This window comes from Cytophagales bacterium (genome assembly GCA_019456305.1).
Lineage (GTDB): Bacteria > Bacteroidota > Bacteroidia > Cytophagales > VRUD01 > VRUD01.
Genome location: VRUD01000061.1, coordinates 1 through 18,024, shown reverse-complemented (window position 1 = coordinate 18,024; position 18,024 = coordinate 1). Strand labels below are relative to the sequence as shown.

The following is an 18,024-nucleotide window of genomic DNA, read 5'->3' as shown; positions in this document are numbered from 1 at the left end:
CAGACCACTAAGCGTTAGAAAAGGGGCAGGAAAGTGGTCAGACGAATAAAACAATAGAACAATGGAACAACGGAATAATATAAGAAAAAAAATTCAACATAGATACCTGGCTATATTACTGCTACTGCCCCTGCTACTGCCCACTTCTTCAAAAGCCCAATACAACGTCTCCACCACCTATAGCAATCACGGTGACATAAATGCGGCAAGATATGAGCCTTCGGAGCTTGATTTGGGGTATGATTATCTTCACGTAGGATTGAATTATTATTTGTGGGTAGCGAATAATGCACTGGATTATGGGAGCGTCAAAGCGATCAATGATACAAACTTTGTTCCGGATTCAGCATTTGTAGAAAATCTGATCAATAAATTTCATGATAATAATTTGTTTGGTGCAGGACAGGATTTCCAGGTTCTGGGCATAGCATTTCAGATCGTTAATAAAGAGGGAGATAAACGGTATGATTTTTCATTCTCTGTAGTGGATAAATTTGCCATGAATTTTGATTTTACAAAAACCCTTATGAAATTAGCATGGAAAGGGAATGAGCAATTCAGAGGGGAAACGGTTGAATTGGGACCGCTTAGCTTAAATGCTAATTATACAAGAGCATACGTGGTTGGAACCGCCTTTCCTGTAACAGGCAGCCGGGATGGATTTGGCGTACGGGTGGGGCTCAGAGCTAAATATATCCAGGGAATGGGTTCCATATTGATGCCTAAAAGTAAATTAGATATGACAACCGATTCAGAAGGACGCTATATTGACATAGACTATGATTACCAGCTAAAAACTGCAGGAATGAGCGATTTTTCACCTTTCAATTATAACGGCAACGGCTTTGGAATGGATGCCGGTGTCTCTGTTTTTTTTAACAAAAATTTCGAGGTAGTTGTCAGCCTGTTGGATGTAGGAGGTGTAAAATATGTTAACGATATTACTTCGTATGAGAAAAAAGGATTGATACGCTACGAAGGATTGATAATCAGTAACTTTTTGGGAGAGCCTGAACTGGAATCACAGGCAGATTCAATAGGTTCTTTGTTCCTGCCTGAACCTGTTCCGGGAGGTAGTTATTTTGTGCCTTCGGCAGCCAGAATAATGATACAGGCAGAATTAAAAACTGCTACAAAGGGCAAAACAAGGATTGATATACAAAAGAATATAGAATTTACATCCAATGCCTTTTTTATTACTTATATCCAGGGACTGAACAATATGCCAGGGACTACTACCAAACCATTTTTTAGCATCGCATATAACCATGATTTTCACAAAGTATTTGATATTGGATTTTCAGCCGCTGTGGGAGGATATAACAATCTTGCACTCGGTGCCTTCTTCTCATTAATAGTTGGTGGAATAAAGGTCGGGGTAGGATCAGATAATTTAACGGCATTAGTTTATGACAAATTAGGTACAGGTATAGACGTTTCTGTGAATTTATCTATGGCTTTTACCCCCATCAAACGATCCGGCCTTACCAAACATCCTAAATACTTTTAAAACATCAAACACAACCTGTCATTGCGAGCCTTAGGGTAGGGGTATGGGATAGTGTGAAGCAATCTCCTGAAATACCACCTGTCATTGCGAGTCTCTGGGCAGGGTATAGTGATGGAACGAAGCAATCTCTTGATAAAAGATTCTGCCTTTGTTTTAAGAGATTACTTCGCTCCAACCCTTTAGTCTACCCCTGGCTCGCAATGACAGTATTGTTGAAGATTTGTTTTGTCCCGCATATTGCGGGATGAGATTTGAATTTTGAGTCCACTCTAAAAAGTGTTTTTGGTTCTTCCCGAGTACTCGGGACAAAGAGCGCAAAGTTATATACTTAACTAATTGATATTCAATCCTTTGCAAACTTTGCGTCTTTGCGAGAAACGATTTCTTTTCAATTTTTTACTTTTTAGAGGGGATTCAATTTTGTTATTTGTTATTTGTTTTGTAGCTTGCATTTTGAAGTTTGGATTTTTTAATTATATTTGTAACAAATAATCTAAATAAAACTAACCTAGTCATGAAAAAATTACAGCTAATTCCGTTATTGCTCGCTGCAATTACCACTGCCAATGCACAGTTAGTCTTTCAGAAAACCTTTGGCGGAGATTCTTCAGATATTGCCAGCTCTGTTCAGCAAACTGCTGATGGTGGATATATTATCGCTGGAAACACCAACAGTTTTGGAGCAGGAGGGCAAGATGTTTTTTTGATCAAAACCGATTTCAATGGCGATACACTGTGGACAAAAACTTATGGAGGTGCGGATAGTGATATTGCCAATTCTGTTCAACAAACTCTTGATGGTGGATATATTATTGGTGGCAATACAGTTAGTTTTGATCCCGTAGCCGATTCTTCTGATATATATTTAATCAAAACTGACCCAATGGGTGATACGCTATGGACAAAAGCCTATGGTGGAACAGCAGATGAATATTGCGGGTCAGTTCAGGAAGTTGTTGACGGGCTGACAGGTAATCCCTTAGGGTATATTATTGCAGGTAATACCAACGGCTATGGAGCAGGCCTCAACGACCTTTATTTGGTAAGAACAGATACCAATGGAAATATGTTATGGACAAAAACTTATGGAGGAGCAAATAACGAATATGGCTATGCCGTGCAGCAAACTGGTGATATGGGATTCATTATCACCGGTTATACAAGCAGCTTTGGCGCTGGTGGTAAAGATGTACTTCTGATCAAAACAGACTCTATTGGAGATACGCTGTGGACAAAAACCTATGGCGGTAGTATTGGAGATGAAGAAGGATATGCAGTTAAACAAACAGGGGATGGAGGATATATTATCAGCGGTTATACGAGCAGCTTTGGAGCCGGTAATGATGATATTTATTTGATAAAAACCGATGCTAATGGCGATACACTGTGGACAAGAGCTTATGGAGGCGGTCAATCTGAATATGGATATTCAGTTCAACTAACCAATTCCGGAGGTTATGTTGTTACAGGTAACTCTAATAGCTTTGGTGCATCATCCGTTGATGTTTATTTGTTGCGAATAGATTCTGCCGGCAGTATGATCGGGAATATGAATACTTTTGGCAAATCACCGGGTGATGATTATTTCCGATCAATAAAGCAAACAACCGATGGAGGGTATATTATCGCAGGATATTCTCAAAGTTTTGGAGTAGGAGGATTTGATGTTTTTTTGATCAAAGCCGATTCTACCGGTTCAAGTGCACCAGGCAGCTGCGGTGGAGGCGCTGTACCCCCAACCGTAGGTATGCCTGCAACTGTAGTAAGCTCAACAGCCACACTGGTAGGATCCGGTGGAACCGTTAATAGTACCTCTACCATTATTAATGGCACTTCAACCGCAGTTACCGAACTCCCGTTAGGTTTAATGCTTACAATAGATAACCATGTGAGCTGCAATGGTGCAGCAGATGGGGTGGCTACAGCTACCGTATCCGGGGGAGTACCGCCTTACGATTATACCTGGTGGCCATGCGGTACCGATATCACGAATACAACTTTAACAACAGTTACACAAAATAACCTGGCTGCCGGGCCTTGTACGATACTCGTTCAGGATGCTTTTGGCTGTTTTGCGGATATAAATTACACCATCAACGAACCAGATCCTATTGTATTGACCATCACAATAGATACCAATATAAGCTGTTTTGGTGAAGCAGATGGCGTAGTAACGGTAACTAAATCGGGCGGCATATCTCCTTTTGACTACGTATGGTCAAATGGAAGCAGCACATTAGGAACAACCGATACATCAAGTACAATTACAGGTTTGGCAGACACTACCTGGTCGGTAACGGTAACAGATGGCAATGGCTGCAGTTCTATAGCTAATGTAACCTTAACAGTGGCCCCTCCATTAAGCTTAACAACAGGAGTTACTGGTGCTGCCTGCGGTATTAATGATGGCATGGCGTGGGTTACAGTTTCAGGAGGCACTACCCCATATTTTTACCTATGGAATGACCTCCCGCCCACACTTACCGATACGGTATTTAACCTGTATTCTGGCAGTTATACGGTAATAGTCACTGATTTTGCCGGTTGTAAAGATTCGGCTACTGTAGTTGTAAATGATACAGGCGCCTCAATTATTGTAATTGATTCTGTTTTGAACATCTCCTGTAATGGCGACTCAAGCGGAGCTATTTATACAACTGTGTCTGGTGGAGTTCCGCCATACAGTTATTCATGGTCAAATGGGGATACCACAGAGGATGTAAGCGGATTGATCGCAGGATCTTATACGTTTACTGTAACCGATACTGCCGGCTGCATCTCATTACAGAATATCAATTTAACAGAACCAGCCCCTCTTGTATTAACAACCACGGTAAACAATAATGTTTACTGCAATGGCGATTCTAACGGTACAGCCACTGCGACAATGTCGGGAGGTACAGCGCCATTTACCTACCTATGGGATAATACTGAGACTGACTCTACCGCAATTGCCCTGCCACCAGATACAAATTGTGTTACTGTTACTGATGCTGTTGGATGTATCTCTGTTGGCTGTATAACAATTACAGAACCACCCCCTGTAACCATCACCATTACTTCTACTGATGTACTTTGTAATGGAGCGGCAACAGGTCAGGCAACTGCTGCTGTTACAGGAGGAACTCCGGCTTATACTTATCTATGGTCGCCCATTGGTGGAACAGATACAATCGCTTCTAATTTACCTGCAGGAACTTATACTATTTATGTTACAGATTTGAATGGTTGTACAGATTCAGCAGTTGTAATAATCACTGAACCTGCTGCTGCATTATCTCTAACAACAGGTTCAACCGATGCCAACTGCCTCACAAATAATGGAACCGCATGGGTTACCGTAACAGGAGGTACCGCTCCTTATACTTATCTATGGAACGACACAGCGCCCCAAACAACCGATACGGCAGTTAATTTATTTTCTAGCAATTATATGGTAACCGTTACTGATTCAAACGGTTGTAAAGATTCATCCTTTGTAATTGTTAATGATGTAGGCGCTCCGGTGATCAATAATGTGTTTTCAACAAATATTACCTGTAATGATGGTGCTGATGGAGCTATAACTATTACAGTAATCGGTGGCACGCAACCTTACGCTTACCTGTGGTCAAATGGAAGTGTAGACCCTTTCATTTCTAATTTAGTGGCAGGGACATATACCGTAGCTGTTACAGATAGTGTCGGTTGTATTTCTAACCAGAATATTACTTTAACCCAGCCTGTCGCAATTAGTCTTATCTTTACATTAAATAATGGCGTATCCTGTAATGGAGGCAACAACGGTTCAGCAACTGTTTCAGCAACAGGCGGTACCCCCCCTTATACATATTTTTGGGATAATCTTGAGACTGATACTACAGCAATAAACCTGCCGGCAGGTACACACACCGTCACTATTACTGATTCTGCCGGATGTATTGCTATTGATAGTACCACAATTTCTGAGCCGCTTCCTATTAATTTGAACACTACCGCAGACAGCAATGTGAGCTGTAATGGAGGAACAGAAGGAGTGGCTACTGTAATCTTGACAGGAGGCATTTCACCTTATGATTATAGATGGTCAACCGGTGACAGCACAATAGCAACAACTAATGTAACTAATACAGTTACGGGTTTGTTAGCCGGGTCATATTCAGTAACGATTACAGATGCCAATGGATGCCCCGCCATAGGCGGGGTAGTGATCACTGAACCTGATTCCATTGTATTAACTACAGGCTCAGATTCAGCTACTGCCGGCAATAATGATGGCAAGGCATGGGTAATCGTATCAGGCGGTACACAGCCCTATTTATACCAGTGGAGTGACTCAGCCGGGCAAACTTCAGATACAGCTACCGGCTTGCCGGCAGGGTTTTATACAGTGGTTGTTACTGACAGCAATGGCTGTAAAGACAGCGCTTCGGTTGCAGTTTCTGAAATTACAGGAATTTTCAATCTTCTCCCGCCTTTGGCGGGATTCAATCTTCAGGTTTATCCCAATCCCAATACCGGTCAATTTACTTTGAGCATTGATCTGACAAAAAAAACAAATACATTGATTAAATTGTATCATATTAGTGGAAAGAGGATATTTGCTGAAAGTTTACCAAACCTTGTAGGTTTGGTAAACTTATCCCTTGATTTAAGTAAATACCCTAAAGGGATATATTATTTACAGATTGTGACAGATGGAGGTGTAATAACTAAGAAAGTAGATTATCAATAAGAAATATTTTGGATGAAAAAGTTAATTATCTATTCAGTTTATATAAAAGTCCTTTTAGTATTGATATTATCTAACGGGGTGAAATCTTCAATCGCTCAGCAAGTCTTCCAAAAAACCTATGGCGGCATAAGTGAAGATACCAGCTATTCCATCTATCAAACTGCTGACGGGGGATATATTTTCACAGGAACTACGAATAGTTTCGGAGCAGGAGGTAATGACGTACTTCTGATCAAAACCGATTCTCTTGGAGATACATTGTGGACAAAAGCATATGGCGGGACTGGCAACGATCATGGCAGATCAGTGATGCAAACCACTGACCTGGGATATATCATCACCGGGTATACCAACAGTTTTGGAGCAGGAGAATATGATGTTTATTTGATCAAAACCGATTCTAATGGAAACACCCAATGGACAAAAACTTATGGAGGAGCAGTTTATGACGCAGGCAGTTCAGTGATCCAAACCACAGACGGTAGTTATATCATCACCGGAGTAACAGAAAGTTTTGGAGCCGGAGGGGCTGATCTTTATTTTATCAAGGCAGATGCTAATGGAAATACAATGTGGGCTAAAACCTTTGGCGGAAGCGCTGCCGATCATGGCAATTCGATTCAGCAAACTAATGACAATGGTTATATCATTGCAGGAAAAACCGAAAGTTTTGGAGCAGGGGGGGCTGATGTGTATTTGATCCGTACTAATGCTGACGGAGATACGCTGTGGACAAGATCTTTTGGGGGCAGTACAGGAGACGAAGAAGGATATGAAGTTCACCAAACAGGGGATGGAGGATACATTATCAGCGGCTATACAAGCAGTTTTGGAGCCGGTAATGATGATATTTATTTGATCAAGGCAGATCCTGTCGGAAATTTGTCCTGGTCAAAAACTTACGGAGGTGCAGAATTTGAGTATGGGTTGTCCGTTGTGCAAAATAATAGCGGGGGATACGTTGTCACAGGAAATTTTAACAGTTTTGGGGCAACAACTGTTGATGTTTATCTACTCCGAACTGATCCTGCCGGAAATATGATAGGAAATATGAAATCCTTTGGCAGCGGATCAGGTGACGATTTTTCCAGTTCAATAAAACAAACCGCTGATGGAGGGTATATTATCGCTGGGTATTCACAAAGTTTTGGGGCAGGAGGATTTGACGTTTTTTTGATCAAAGCTGATTCCACAGGTGGGAGTGATGTAGGTGGCTGCGGAGGGGGTGCTGTGGTTCCCATCGTAAATGCTCCTGCAACTGTTGTAAATTCTACCGCAACACAGATAGGATCGGGGGGAACCATTAACAGCGCTGCAACTATTGTTAATAATACGGCTTCTGTGATCGGGACGCTGCCTTTAGGATTGATCTTAACAATAGATAATCACGTAAGTTGTAACGGAGGAGCGGACGGACTAGCTACAGCAAGTGTATCGGGCGGCACACCCCCTTACAATTATCTGTGGGCGCCTGGCAATATTTCTATTGATACTATTGCTACGTCAAATACACAAGACAGCTTACCGGCAGGGCCGTATACGGTTACTGTTTTTGACGCCTTTGGTTGTTTTGCTGAAATAAATTTTACGATCTATGAACCTGACCCCCTTATATTGACCACAACAAGCAATCTAAGTTGTACAGGCGGCATAGCAACAGTCAGCTTAACAGGCGGTACCCTCCCTTATGATTATAGTTGGACAACCGGTGATATTACCTTAGCTTCAACAGATACATTTAATACCATATCAGGCTTAGCAATTGGTACCCATTCTGTAACGATCACAGATGCTAATGGCTGCACTACTTCAGACAGTATAATATTCACTGGCCCTGGCGCACTAGACGTATCTGCAGATACCGGCAGCGCTATTTGCGGACAAAATGATGGGTTGGCATGGGCTGTTATCTCCGGTGGCGCTGGCCCATACACTTATTTATGGGATGATTCCCTGGGACAAACAACCGATACAGCATTTAATTTATATGCTGGTTTTTATACGGTAATAGTCGCTGATTCAAACGGTTGTGTAGATTCTGCTTATGCAATTGTAAATAATTTATTAGCGCCGGTCATTAAGTTGGATTCTACTTCAAACATATCCTGTAATGGCGACAACAGTGGCGACATATATATTTCTGTATCTGGCGGTACATTGCCTTATGCTTATTTATGGTCAGATTCACAAACAACAGAAGATATAAATACTTTAACCGCTGGTTCATATACTTTGGCAATTACAGATGGCAATGGCTGTAAATCTTTCATCAATGTAATTTTAACAGAACCCCCGTCCATTGGATTAACTGTGACAGTAAACAGTAATGTGAGTTGTAATGGCGGCACAGACGGGATGGTAACAGCAAGTATTACAGCAGGTCCATCCCCTTATGATTACGTATGGTCAACCGGTAATAGTACCTTGGGAACAAATGCTACTTCTGATGCTGTAACGAATTTATCAGCAGATACAATTTGGGTAACTATTACAGACGCCAGTGGATGCAGTGAAGTCGATAGTGTAACGATTACTGAGCCTGGAGCATTAGTTTTGGATGTTGATTCGTCCAACATATCTTGCAAAGATTCCAGTGACGGCCAAATTTATATAACGGTTAAAAATGGGGCGCCACCTTACACCTATTTATGGAATGATCCGGGGAACCAAACGGATTCAACTGCTACCGGTTTGCCTGCCGGAACCTACACAGTTGTTGTAACCGATAGCAATGGTTGTACTGATTCTGCTATAGTTACCATAACTCAACCTGTCTCTTTTATTGTGCTAACCACAGATTCAACGCCATCTTTTGCAGGCAATAATGATGGCAGTGCATGGGTAAGCGTTACCGGAGGAACCGGGCCTTATTCTTATTTATGGGATGATTCAACCGGTCAGAAAACTGATACTGCATTTAATTTGTATGCTGGTATTTATACGATTATTGTTACTGACGCCAACGGCTGTGTTGATAGCGCTGAGGTTATTGTAGATTCTATTACGGCCATTAAATTGACCTTTTACAGCGGAATATCTCCTAATCTTGATGATGTAAACGATTCGTGGTATATTATTGGAATTGACTCTTTTCCAAATAACAATGTAACGATCTACAACCGGTATGGGCATCTCGTATGGGGAGAGAAAAATTATGATAATAAGGATGTTTTTTGGAAAGGAACCAACAGGCGCGGCAGAAGAATACCAGATGGAACTTATTTCTTTTTGATTGAAATAACCAATACTACCGGCAGGCAAATAGAGGTTACAAAAAATGGTAAGCCTGAACCTGTTATTTATGAAGGTGAAAAGGTAATCATAAATGGCTGGGTGGAGATAATGCGGTGATAGTAGCTCGGATTGTTAATCCGAGCCGGGCAGAGGCGAATGTAGCCCGGATAAGGGTTGGGCTTGGTAGAGGAAAGTGGTCAGATTGAGTATCAGCGAAATTAGGTCGTTGTCCCGAGTACTCGGGAAGGGATGGGTTGTTTCCTGTGCACACCCCCGAGTACTCGGGGGCACACAGGTGTGGGATTTCTCATATCCAACAGGTGCGATGTAAAGTTGTGCTACAGCTATGAACCCCCTTAACGAGGTTTAGTCATAGCACAACTTTCCAACGCTTACACTAACCCTAAGTTGTACTATGACGAATAAAACTTAAGTAATGTCGTTGTGTCGTTGTAGTACGACTAAGGGCTGGCGTATAGGGTGGAAAGTCGTGCTACAACTATCAACTATCTACATAATAATTATGGAATTTGTTCCTGACAGGATGTATCATTTTTATAATAGAGGTAATGATAAAGTCAAAATATTTTATAATAGAGAAAATTACTTATACTTTCTTAGAAAGGTAAAAAAGCATATGCTACCAAATTGTGAAATACTGGCTTATTGTCTGATGACTAATCATTTTCACTTTTTATTATATACAAAAGAGAATCTGAGAGATAATTCCCTAAATAAAGCTATTGGTATAATCTTGAGTTCTTATTCCAAAGCAATTAATAAACAAGAAAATAGAACCGGTTCATTATTTCAACAGCATAGTGATGCTATAGATTTAGAACAGGATAGCCATAAAAGAACAACTGGGGATATGTCGACAAATGAGTACCCTTTTATATGTTTTAATTATATTCATCAAAATCCTTATGTTGCAGGTGTAGTAAAAAGAATGGAAGACTGGGAGTTTTCATCTTTTCAGGATTATTGCGGAATTAGAAATGAAACATTGTGTAATAAAGCATTAGCCAGGAAATTGCTTGATTTACCTAAAGATAATAATGAATTTTATGAAATGTCGTATGAAATGGTAGATAAAGACAAACTAAAAAAATATTTTTAACTCGCAGGTTCGTTGTAGGTTTAAAAAATTAAAAAATTTACCAAATTACTTGCATTTGTATTTTAATGCTTACCTTTACAAATATTTAAGCATTAAAATACAAAAAAACCATGGAGAACGAAAAAAGAATTGATTTTAAATATTTTTTACGAAAATACTTGCGTTTGTTATAATTAGTGACTATCTTGCTGTTTTTATTTGAAATTAACTTTATTTATCATGAAAACTATTACGAACAACTCGCTAAAAAAAACATTCATTACCCTGCTGGTAATGATATTTTTTATCCCTGCTGTTAGTTATGCCCAATCATGCACAGGGACAGCGAACTGGTCTACGGGCTGGTGTGAGATATGTGGCGGACCTGTGGGAAATTATGCCTGCGGCCCCCCTTGGTCCGGGTGGCCAAATTGGGGAAATACCCAAACTAGTTCAAGGTGTTTTGCAGATTGTGTACCTGCCGGTAATATCGTCACCAGGGTAAGGATCGTGGTTTATAAGGTTGATTGCGGCTCAGCGGGTTTGACCATACAGTTAAATGGTGTAACTATTGGTTATGTAACAACACCGAATGGTTGTGCGTGTAATAGTTGCTGGCCCAGCACCGTTGACCTGACTTTCCCTTGCGGTATTCCCGGTTATAACTATGGCGGTAATAATTGCGTTAATCTGACCATTGACCAGGTAGGTGGTACTGGTACCAATACTGTATGTGTTGACAGGGCGGTTTATACGTTGTTTTACGGCCCGCCTACCACAGCTAATTTCACTAACAATACTGTATGCCTGGGAACCTGTACGCAATTTACCAATACATCTACACCCGGAACCTGTTCGTGGAGTTTTGGAGATGGAAATACTTCTACGCTATGTAATCCTTGCCATACCTATACCACATCAGGTACCAAAAGTGTAACCTTATGCGTAACCAGTAGCAGCGGCTGTACACAATGTACCACACCACAAAATATAACCGTAAATGCTGCACCAACAGTTAACGCTGGCCCAAACAGATCAATATGTTCAGGCGGTAGTGTAACCATAGGCGGCAGCCCAACTGCCTCAGGAGGTTCGGGCACCTATACCTATTTGTGGAGTCCATCAACAGGATTATCCCCCAACAACACCGTAGCAAATCCAAGCGCTTCGCCAGCTTCATCAACTGCTTACACGGTTACAGTAACCGATGTCGGTGGTGGCGGCTGTACTAACAGCGATGCCATGGTAGTAACGGTCAATCCCAGTCCAATCGCAAGCGCGGGCCCGAATCAGGCAACATGCGCAGGCGGGAGTGTAGTGATAGGCGGCAGCCCGACCGGCTCAGGCGGCATAGGCCCCCTTACCTATTCGTGGAGTCCGCCAACAGGCTTATCAAACGCTTTGGCTCCCAATCCTACCGCATCGCCTGCTTCAACAACCACTTACACGGTAACCGTAACCGATATTAATGGCTGCATCAGTAATAGTGATGCTATGATCGTAACGATAAATCCAAACCCCGTTGCCAATTTCACCGCTCCTTCCGGATGCTCAGTTGGCTGTATCCAATTTACTGACCAATCCACAGGCAGCCCGGCGGTAAGCTATTCATGGAATTTTGGAGATACCGGTACTGATACCCTGAAAAACCCCTGCCACCTTTACAGCATCGGGGGAAACTATCTTGTTGAGCTAACCGTCACAGACGTTAATGGCTGTACGGATGTGATACAGAAGAGCATTTCTGTATTTCCACAACCTGTAGCTGATTTTGGCTATACCAAAGAGTGTGAGCTTACCCCGACATTTTTTACTGATCTGTCTACGATTGGCAGCGGCAGCATTACCGGTTGGGATTGGGATTTTGGGGATGCTGCTACCGATACCATACCAAATCCATCACATTTATATGGTTCTTACGGAAATTATGAAGTTACACTTATAGTTACCAGCGATAACGGCTGCCAGGATACGATCGTAGATAGTATCGAAGTTTTTCAGCCGGCAATCGTTGATTTCAGCGCCATTACTGTATGTTTTGGAGATTCAACCCAGTTTACAGACCTCTCCACCTTTACCAATTCATGGAACTGGGATTTTGGAGATGCCATGGGCACATCTACGCTGCAAGATCCATCCTACTTATACGGGGATACAGGGACTTTTTCAGTAACATTAATTTCAACAACCGATAGCGGATGTGTTGCTACTAAAGTAAAGGACGTAACCGTAAATCAAAACCCTGTTGCCGGTTTTACTGCAACTAATGTATGTGCCGGCTCTCCTGTACAGTTTACCGATACTTCAAGCATGGCTGGCGGAATTATTGCTACCTGGTTGTGGGATTTTGGTGATCTTAATCTTTCTATGCAAATAAATCCATCACACCTGTATGCAAGTGCAGATTCATTTACGGTGCAGTTAGTTGTAACGGCTGATAATAGCTGCGCAGACACAGCGCAGCAAAATATTATCGTAAATCCAATACCTGTCGCAGACTTTAGCTACTCAATAGCGTGTGCGGATGACTCAACACAGTTCACTGACCAGTCAAGCGTAGCTTTTGGCAGCATAGCCGGTTGGGATTGGGATTTTGGAGATGGCGGTACTTCTACCCTGCCAAACCCGGGACATCCGTACAACCCACCTGGCAATTATGGCGTTACATTGACTGTAACCACAGCGGCCGGTTGTACTTCCGGTACCATAACCAAAATTGTACCGGTTGATCCGAATCCTGTGGCTGATTTCACAGCCCCTACCATCTGCTTTGGTGACTCAACACAGTTTACAGATGCGTCAAGTGGCAACATAACCGGATGGAACTGGGAATTTGGAGATGCTAATAATTCCACGCTGCAAGACCCTGTTCATTATTATCTGACTTCAGATACTTTTACTGTTCAATTAGTTGTAACAACCGACAGTGCATGTACAGATACGATACAAAAGGCTATAATCGTTGACCCAAAGCCTATTGCTGATTTTAGTGCAGATACCGTATGTGAGAAATTGTACACACAGTTTACAGATCTGTCGTCCATTGCAGGTGATAGTATTACAAGCTGGTTATGGAGTTTTGGAGATTCCACCCCTTTTTCCGTTCAGCAAAATCCTTCACACAAATATGACTCTGCCGGCACTTTTGTTGTAACTTTGATTGTAACTACCTCTGATGGCTGCCAGGATACAGTACAAAACAGCGTAATAGTATATGATAAGCCAAGCAGTAATTTTAATTTTTTAAATGTATGCTTTGGGGATACCATTTTCTTTACCGATGCTTCTAATGCGGTACCTGACAGTCTTGTAGCCTGGGACTGGGATTTTGGAGATTCCACCCAATCAATTCTACCTAATCCGGGAGGGCATTTTTACGCAGATAGCGCAGGGGGTTATGTTGTACAATTGATCGTAGAAACTGATAGAGGGTGCAGGGATACACTTGAAAAAGCTGCATCGGTTTTTGCGCCACCTGCTGCCGCATTTGATATAACATGGGCTAATGGAACCGAGTGCTATGGAATTACCACTACTTTTATGAATACCACCCCGTTAGTTACCGGTGGCGACACGGCTTATTGGGATTTTGGTGACGCCACCACTGCTGTTGGCGATACGGTCAACCATCTATATGATAGTGCAGGCGCTTACACCGTACAGCTAATTTCCATTACCCCGAATGGCTGCAGCGATACTACGAATACGGTTGTAATCGTAAATCCAGTACCTGCTGTTGATTTTAGCGCAACCACTGTATGTGAAAATGGTAGTTCAACACAGTTCACGAATTTGTCAACTATAGGCGTTCCTGATACCATAACTACCTGGGAGTGGAATTTTGGAGATGGAACTCCTATTGTTAATGATACAAATCCAACACATAACTATACAGCAGGTACTTTTGTTGTGCAGTTGATTGTAACGACCAATAGTAACTGTAAGGATACAGTACAAGATAGCGTAATAGTATATCCGAAACCTCTGGCAGGTTTCGGTGTAAATACTGTGTGTTTTGAGGAAGCAAACAAATTCACAAATTTGAATGATACTATTACATCCTTATGGACGTTTGGTGACGGTGATTCGTCTTTTCAGCAACATCCATTACATCAATATGCAAGTGCAGATTCATTTACGGTTCAGTTAATTGTAACGACAAATAATGGTTGTGAAGATGATACAAGCATAGTACTGAATATAGCAGAACCTTTAACCGTGAATACCATTGCATTGTGCCGCAATGGTGGTACTGCTATTGCCGTAGCGTCAGGTGGAAGGCCGCCATATACATACGAATGGACATTGACCGGGAATCCGGGTGTAATTCCAAAGGACTCTGTCAATGAAATACTGCTGGTGCCGTGGGCTGTCGTTACTGTTACTGATTTAATTGGATGTAAAATAACAGATTCGGTATCTATTAAAAATGATTATCCTGAAGATATAATTTGTGAAATAGCATTAACGATATTCAGTGGTTTTTCACCCAATGATGATCAGGCAAACGATTATTGGATCATTGAAGGCATTAATACCGCCCCGGAAAACAGTGTCCAGATATTCAACAGGTGGGGAGATGTTGTATGGGAGGGTAGTAATTATAACAACGAAAATGACAACAATCACGATAATAATGATGGTGGAGTAATATGGAGAGGCACCAATAATAAAGGCGGAGATCTACCAGATGCAACCTATTATTATGTGATTGAAATATTTAATAAAGCGCTTCAGCAAATTACTATAGATGGAAAGCCGTTTTTTGGAACAAAAGAAGAAACCTGGAATAATGTAGAAAGACCGCTTAGTGACAAAGCTGTCATCAGTGGATGGGTGGAGATCATGAGATAGAGCCCAAAAAAACAGTAAGCAGTAGGCAGTTGACAGTATTATCCTGAAAAATATACACGTAAAAAAAACAATTAATCTATTGTCTTATTATCCATTGTCTACTATCTATTGTCTATTGTCTATTGTCTACTGTCTTTTGTCTATTGTCTATTGTCAACTGTCATATGTTCTTAGTATTTAACCATTGAAGCGTTTTCTCTATCCCTTCTTCTAAAGGCGTAATTTTGTATCCTAATTCTTTTTCTGCTTTCTCGCTTGAAAATACCCAGTTGTATAAATATCTTTTTACCCATTTACTCGTAATTACCGGGGGACGATTAAATGACCAGGCAAATAACTCCTGAACTCTTGCTAATGTTAACACCAGGGATATGGGAATATGATACATTTTATAGTTTTTTAGAGAAATTTTGGCGATCATATCAAAAATTTCATTATTAGAAACGTTTGTACCACCTAAAATATATTTTTCGCCCGAGATTCCTTTATTCATAGCCTGAATATGCCCGTTTATAACATCATCAATATAGGCGTAATTGCCAATATATTTGCCGCTGCCAGGGACCAAGCGCCATTTGCCTTCTATATATAACTTCATAATTTTGGTAGCAACATTGGTTTTAGTCAGCAAACCTGGCCCATATACCCTGGAAGGGCACACGATCACAGCATCAAGTTCATTTCTTCTGGCATAATGTTGTACTTTTTTTTCGGCAAGGAATTTAGAATGTTCATGTTCTGTGAAAAAATCAATTGTTCGTATGCTTTTTTCGTTAACCATACTGTTACCTGTTCCGCTATTATTGGAATCAGACAAGTTCGATGAATTTATAGAAGGTCCGAAGGTGCCTGCAGTTGAAGTGAAAACCACTTTTTTTACACCCAATTTGGCGGCTGCATTGAGAATATTTACGGTTCCCTGAATGTTAATATCAAAATAAGTTTGTGGGTCTTTAGACCATATACTTCCGTAAGCTGCCAGGTGGTAAACATTTTCACAGGATCTCATGGATGCTTCTATACTTTCTTTATCAAGGATATCTCCTTCAAAAAGCACTATATTTTTATGATCTAAAGAAGATGCCTTTGACCTTGACCGGCATAGAGCATGAACGATCTTGCCTGAATCAGCAAGTTTTAGCGCCAGGTTGCTGCCTATATATCCGGTAGCGCCTGTGATGAAAATATTCTCCAATGCGATAATTCGTTTTGTTAGAACCGATGCAATTATAAAAATTTATTTATAGATTTCGTTATTTTTATTATACACTTTATTGCCAACAAGATTATCAAAAGCCCACTTTTTTGCCTTTTTTAGCTCACCTCTAAGCTTCTTTGTAGTCATTTTCTTAACTTAAATTGCATTGCAGGATTGGCATAAATAGCGATAAGATCATTTGAAATAGCAAGTATCAAATGAATAAAAAAAGCTGCCCAAATAGTGCCGGTATCAAAAGTAATTATACAGAGTAAAATACCAAATGGAATAGCTCCTAAAGTTTCCTTAATACCTTTGGGAATATGGACAAGGGAATAAATCGCTGTGTTGATCGCAATAGCGGGGCAGATACCTAAAGCTGGCATGCAGGAAAACAATAAAAAGCCTCTGAACAAAAATTCATACGCAAATAAATAAGCTGCCCAGGTAAAAACATTGATCAATATGAGTTTTATAGTCCATTTTTTAGCTCTGATCTGGGGATAGATCTTTACGTTGTCCTGTTTTCGGGCATGTACAAGGTTGATGGGTATTATGATAGCGGATAAACCGAGAATCCAATATAATGTGGGTAGTGAATTTTCTGCTTTTATCCCGAAGTCAAAGGGAGTTTTGGAGAGTAATGTTAAACCGATCATAGCAGGAATAATTCCCAGGAAGAGCATACCTGTTAATCGTTGGAAGACAACCCGTCCTGCTAAGTTATTTTCTTTACCAACTTCTTTTTCAAATAAGTTAAGTAGTAATGAAGCATTAGCGATGAAAAAGTATGCTGTAAATCCTGGAATACAGGTAGAAATTGCCACAATTGGTTCTAAATATACAGATTTCCACATATTTATAAATAAAGAACTACAGGAATACTTTTTTAAAAGAATAAAGACCAAAATTTACAAACTGTCAATTGTCAATTGCCTACTGTATTAAAACCTTATCCCAATCACCAGGATATCATCTATTTGTTCTTCATTACCCCGCCATTTTTCAATCGTTTCATCCAATACCTTACCCTGCTCCCGAATGTTCACATCCTGGATATCTTGTAGGAACTCTTTGAATCTTTTAGACATAAATCTCTTGCCTTTGACTCCGCCAAATTGGTCAACAAATCCATCGGTAAAAATATAAATACTATCTCCTTTTTGTATATCCAGGGTATGATTGGTGAATTTGCGTTTTCTGTCTATTTGAAGTCCTCCAATCGAAAACCGGTCTCCTTTTATTTCAGATAATTCCCCATTTCTGACTAAAAAAAGCGGGCGGTAGGCGCCTGCATATTGTAAAGAAGCCCCCTCTAAATCTCCCCCGCCACTATTCCTTACCGAATCGGTGAATGGGTGAATGGGTGAATCGGTGAATTGCTTCGTTTTCTTTCTCTCCGTTTCTCCGATTCC

8 protein-coding genes are annotated in these 18,024 nt (G+C 40.9%); 5 read left to right on the top strand and 3 right to left on the bottom strand.

Going from position 1 to position 18,024, the window contains the following annotated elements; all coding sequences use genetic code 11:
- Window positions 1-61: 61 nt before the first annotated feature.
- The 5 genes from FVQ77_12740 (at window position 62) to FVQ77_12720 (ending at window position 15,411) form a co-directional block, all read left to right on the top strand.
- A complete protein-coding gene (locus FVQ77_12740) occupies window positions 62-1,510 on the top strand; it encodes a hypothetical protein (GenBank protein MBW8051181.1) in 1,449 nt (482 codons plus the stop codon).
- Between the two features lie 514 nt (window positions 1,511-2,024).
- Window positions 2,025-6,224 (top strand): T9SS type A sorting domain-containing protein, encoded by a 4,200-nt coding sequence (locus tag FVQ77_12735; GenBank protein ID MBW8051180.1) that lies wholly within the window; start codon window positions 2,025-2,027, stop codon window positions 6,222-6,224.
- A 12-nt stretch (window positions 6,225-6,236) separates the two neighbouring features.
- Complete coding sequence (locus FVQ77_12730) at window positions 6,237-9,575, top strand: T9SS type B sorting domain-containing protein (protein ID MBW8051179.1); 3,339 nt, start codon at window positions 6,237-6,239, stop codon at window positions 9,573-9,575.
- A 406-nt stretch (window positions 9,576-9,981) separates the two neighbouring features.
- Entirely contained in the window at window positions 9,982-10,578 is a 597-nt protein-coding gene (locus FVQ77_12725; GenBank protein MBW8051178.1) for a transposase, read from the top strand.
- Window positions 10,579-10,797: 219 nt separating this feature from the next.
- Window positions 10,798-15,411 carry a PKD domain-containing protein gene (locus FVQ77_12720; protein MBW8051177.1) on the top strand — a complete coding sequence of 1,538 codons (4,614 nt, stop codon included), beginning with the start codon at window positions 10,798-10,800 and terminating at the stop codon, window positions 15,409-15,411.
- A gap of 160 nt (window positions 15,412-15,571) precedes the next feature.
- Here FVQ77_12720 and FVQ77_12715 read toward each other — a convergent pair whose 3' ends face one another.
- The 3 genes from FVQ77_12715 to FVQ77_12705 form a co-directional block, all read right to left on the bottom strand.
- Window positions 15,572-16,648, bottom strand: a complete 1,077-nt coding sequence (locus FVQ77_12715) for an NAD-dependent epimerase/dehydratase family protein (protein MBW8051176.1) — start codon at window positions 16,646-16,648, stop codon at window positions 15,572-15,574.
- A 104-nt stretch (window positions 16,649-16,752) separates the two neighbouring features.
- The gene (locus tag FVQ77_12710) at window positions 16,753-17,466 is read right to left on the bottom strand and encodes a CPBP family intramembrane metalloprotease (GenBank protein ID MBW8051175.1); all 714 of its coding nucleotides are present in this window, start codon (window positions 17,464-17,466) and stop codon (window positions 16,753-16,755) included.
- Between the two features lie 87 nt (window positions 17,467-17,553).
- The coding region (locus tag FVQ77_12705) for a SpoIIE family protein phosphatase (GenBank protein MBW8051174.1) at window positions 17,554-18,024 on the bottom strand (471 nt) is incomplete at its 5' end.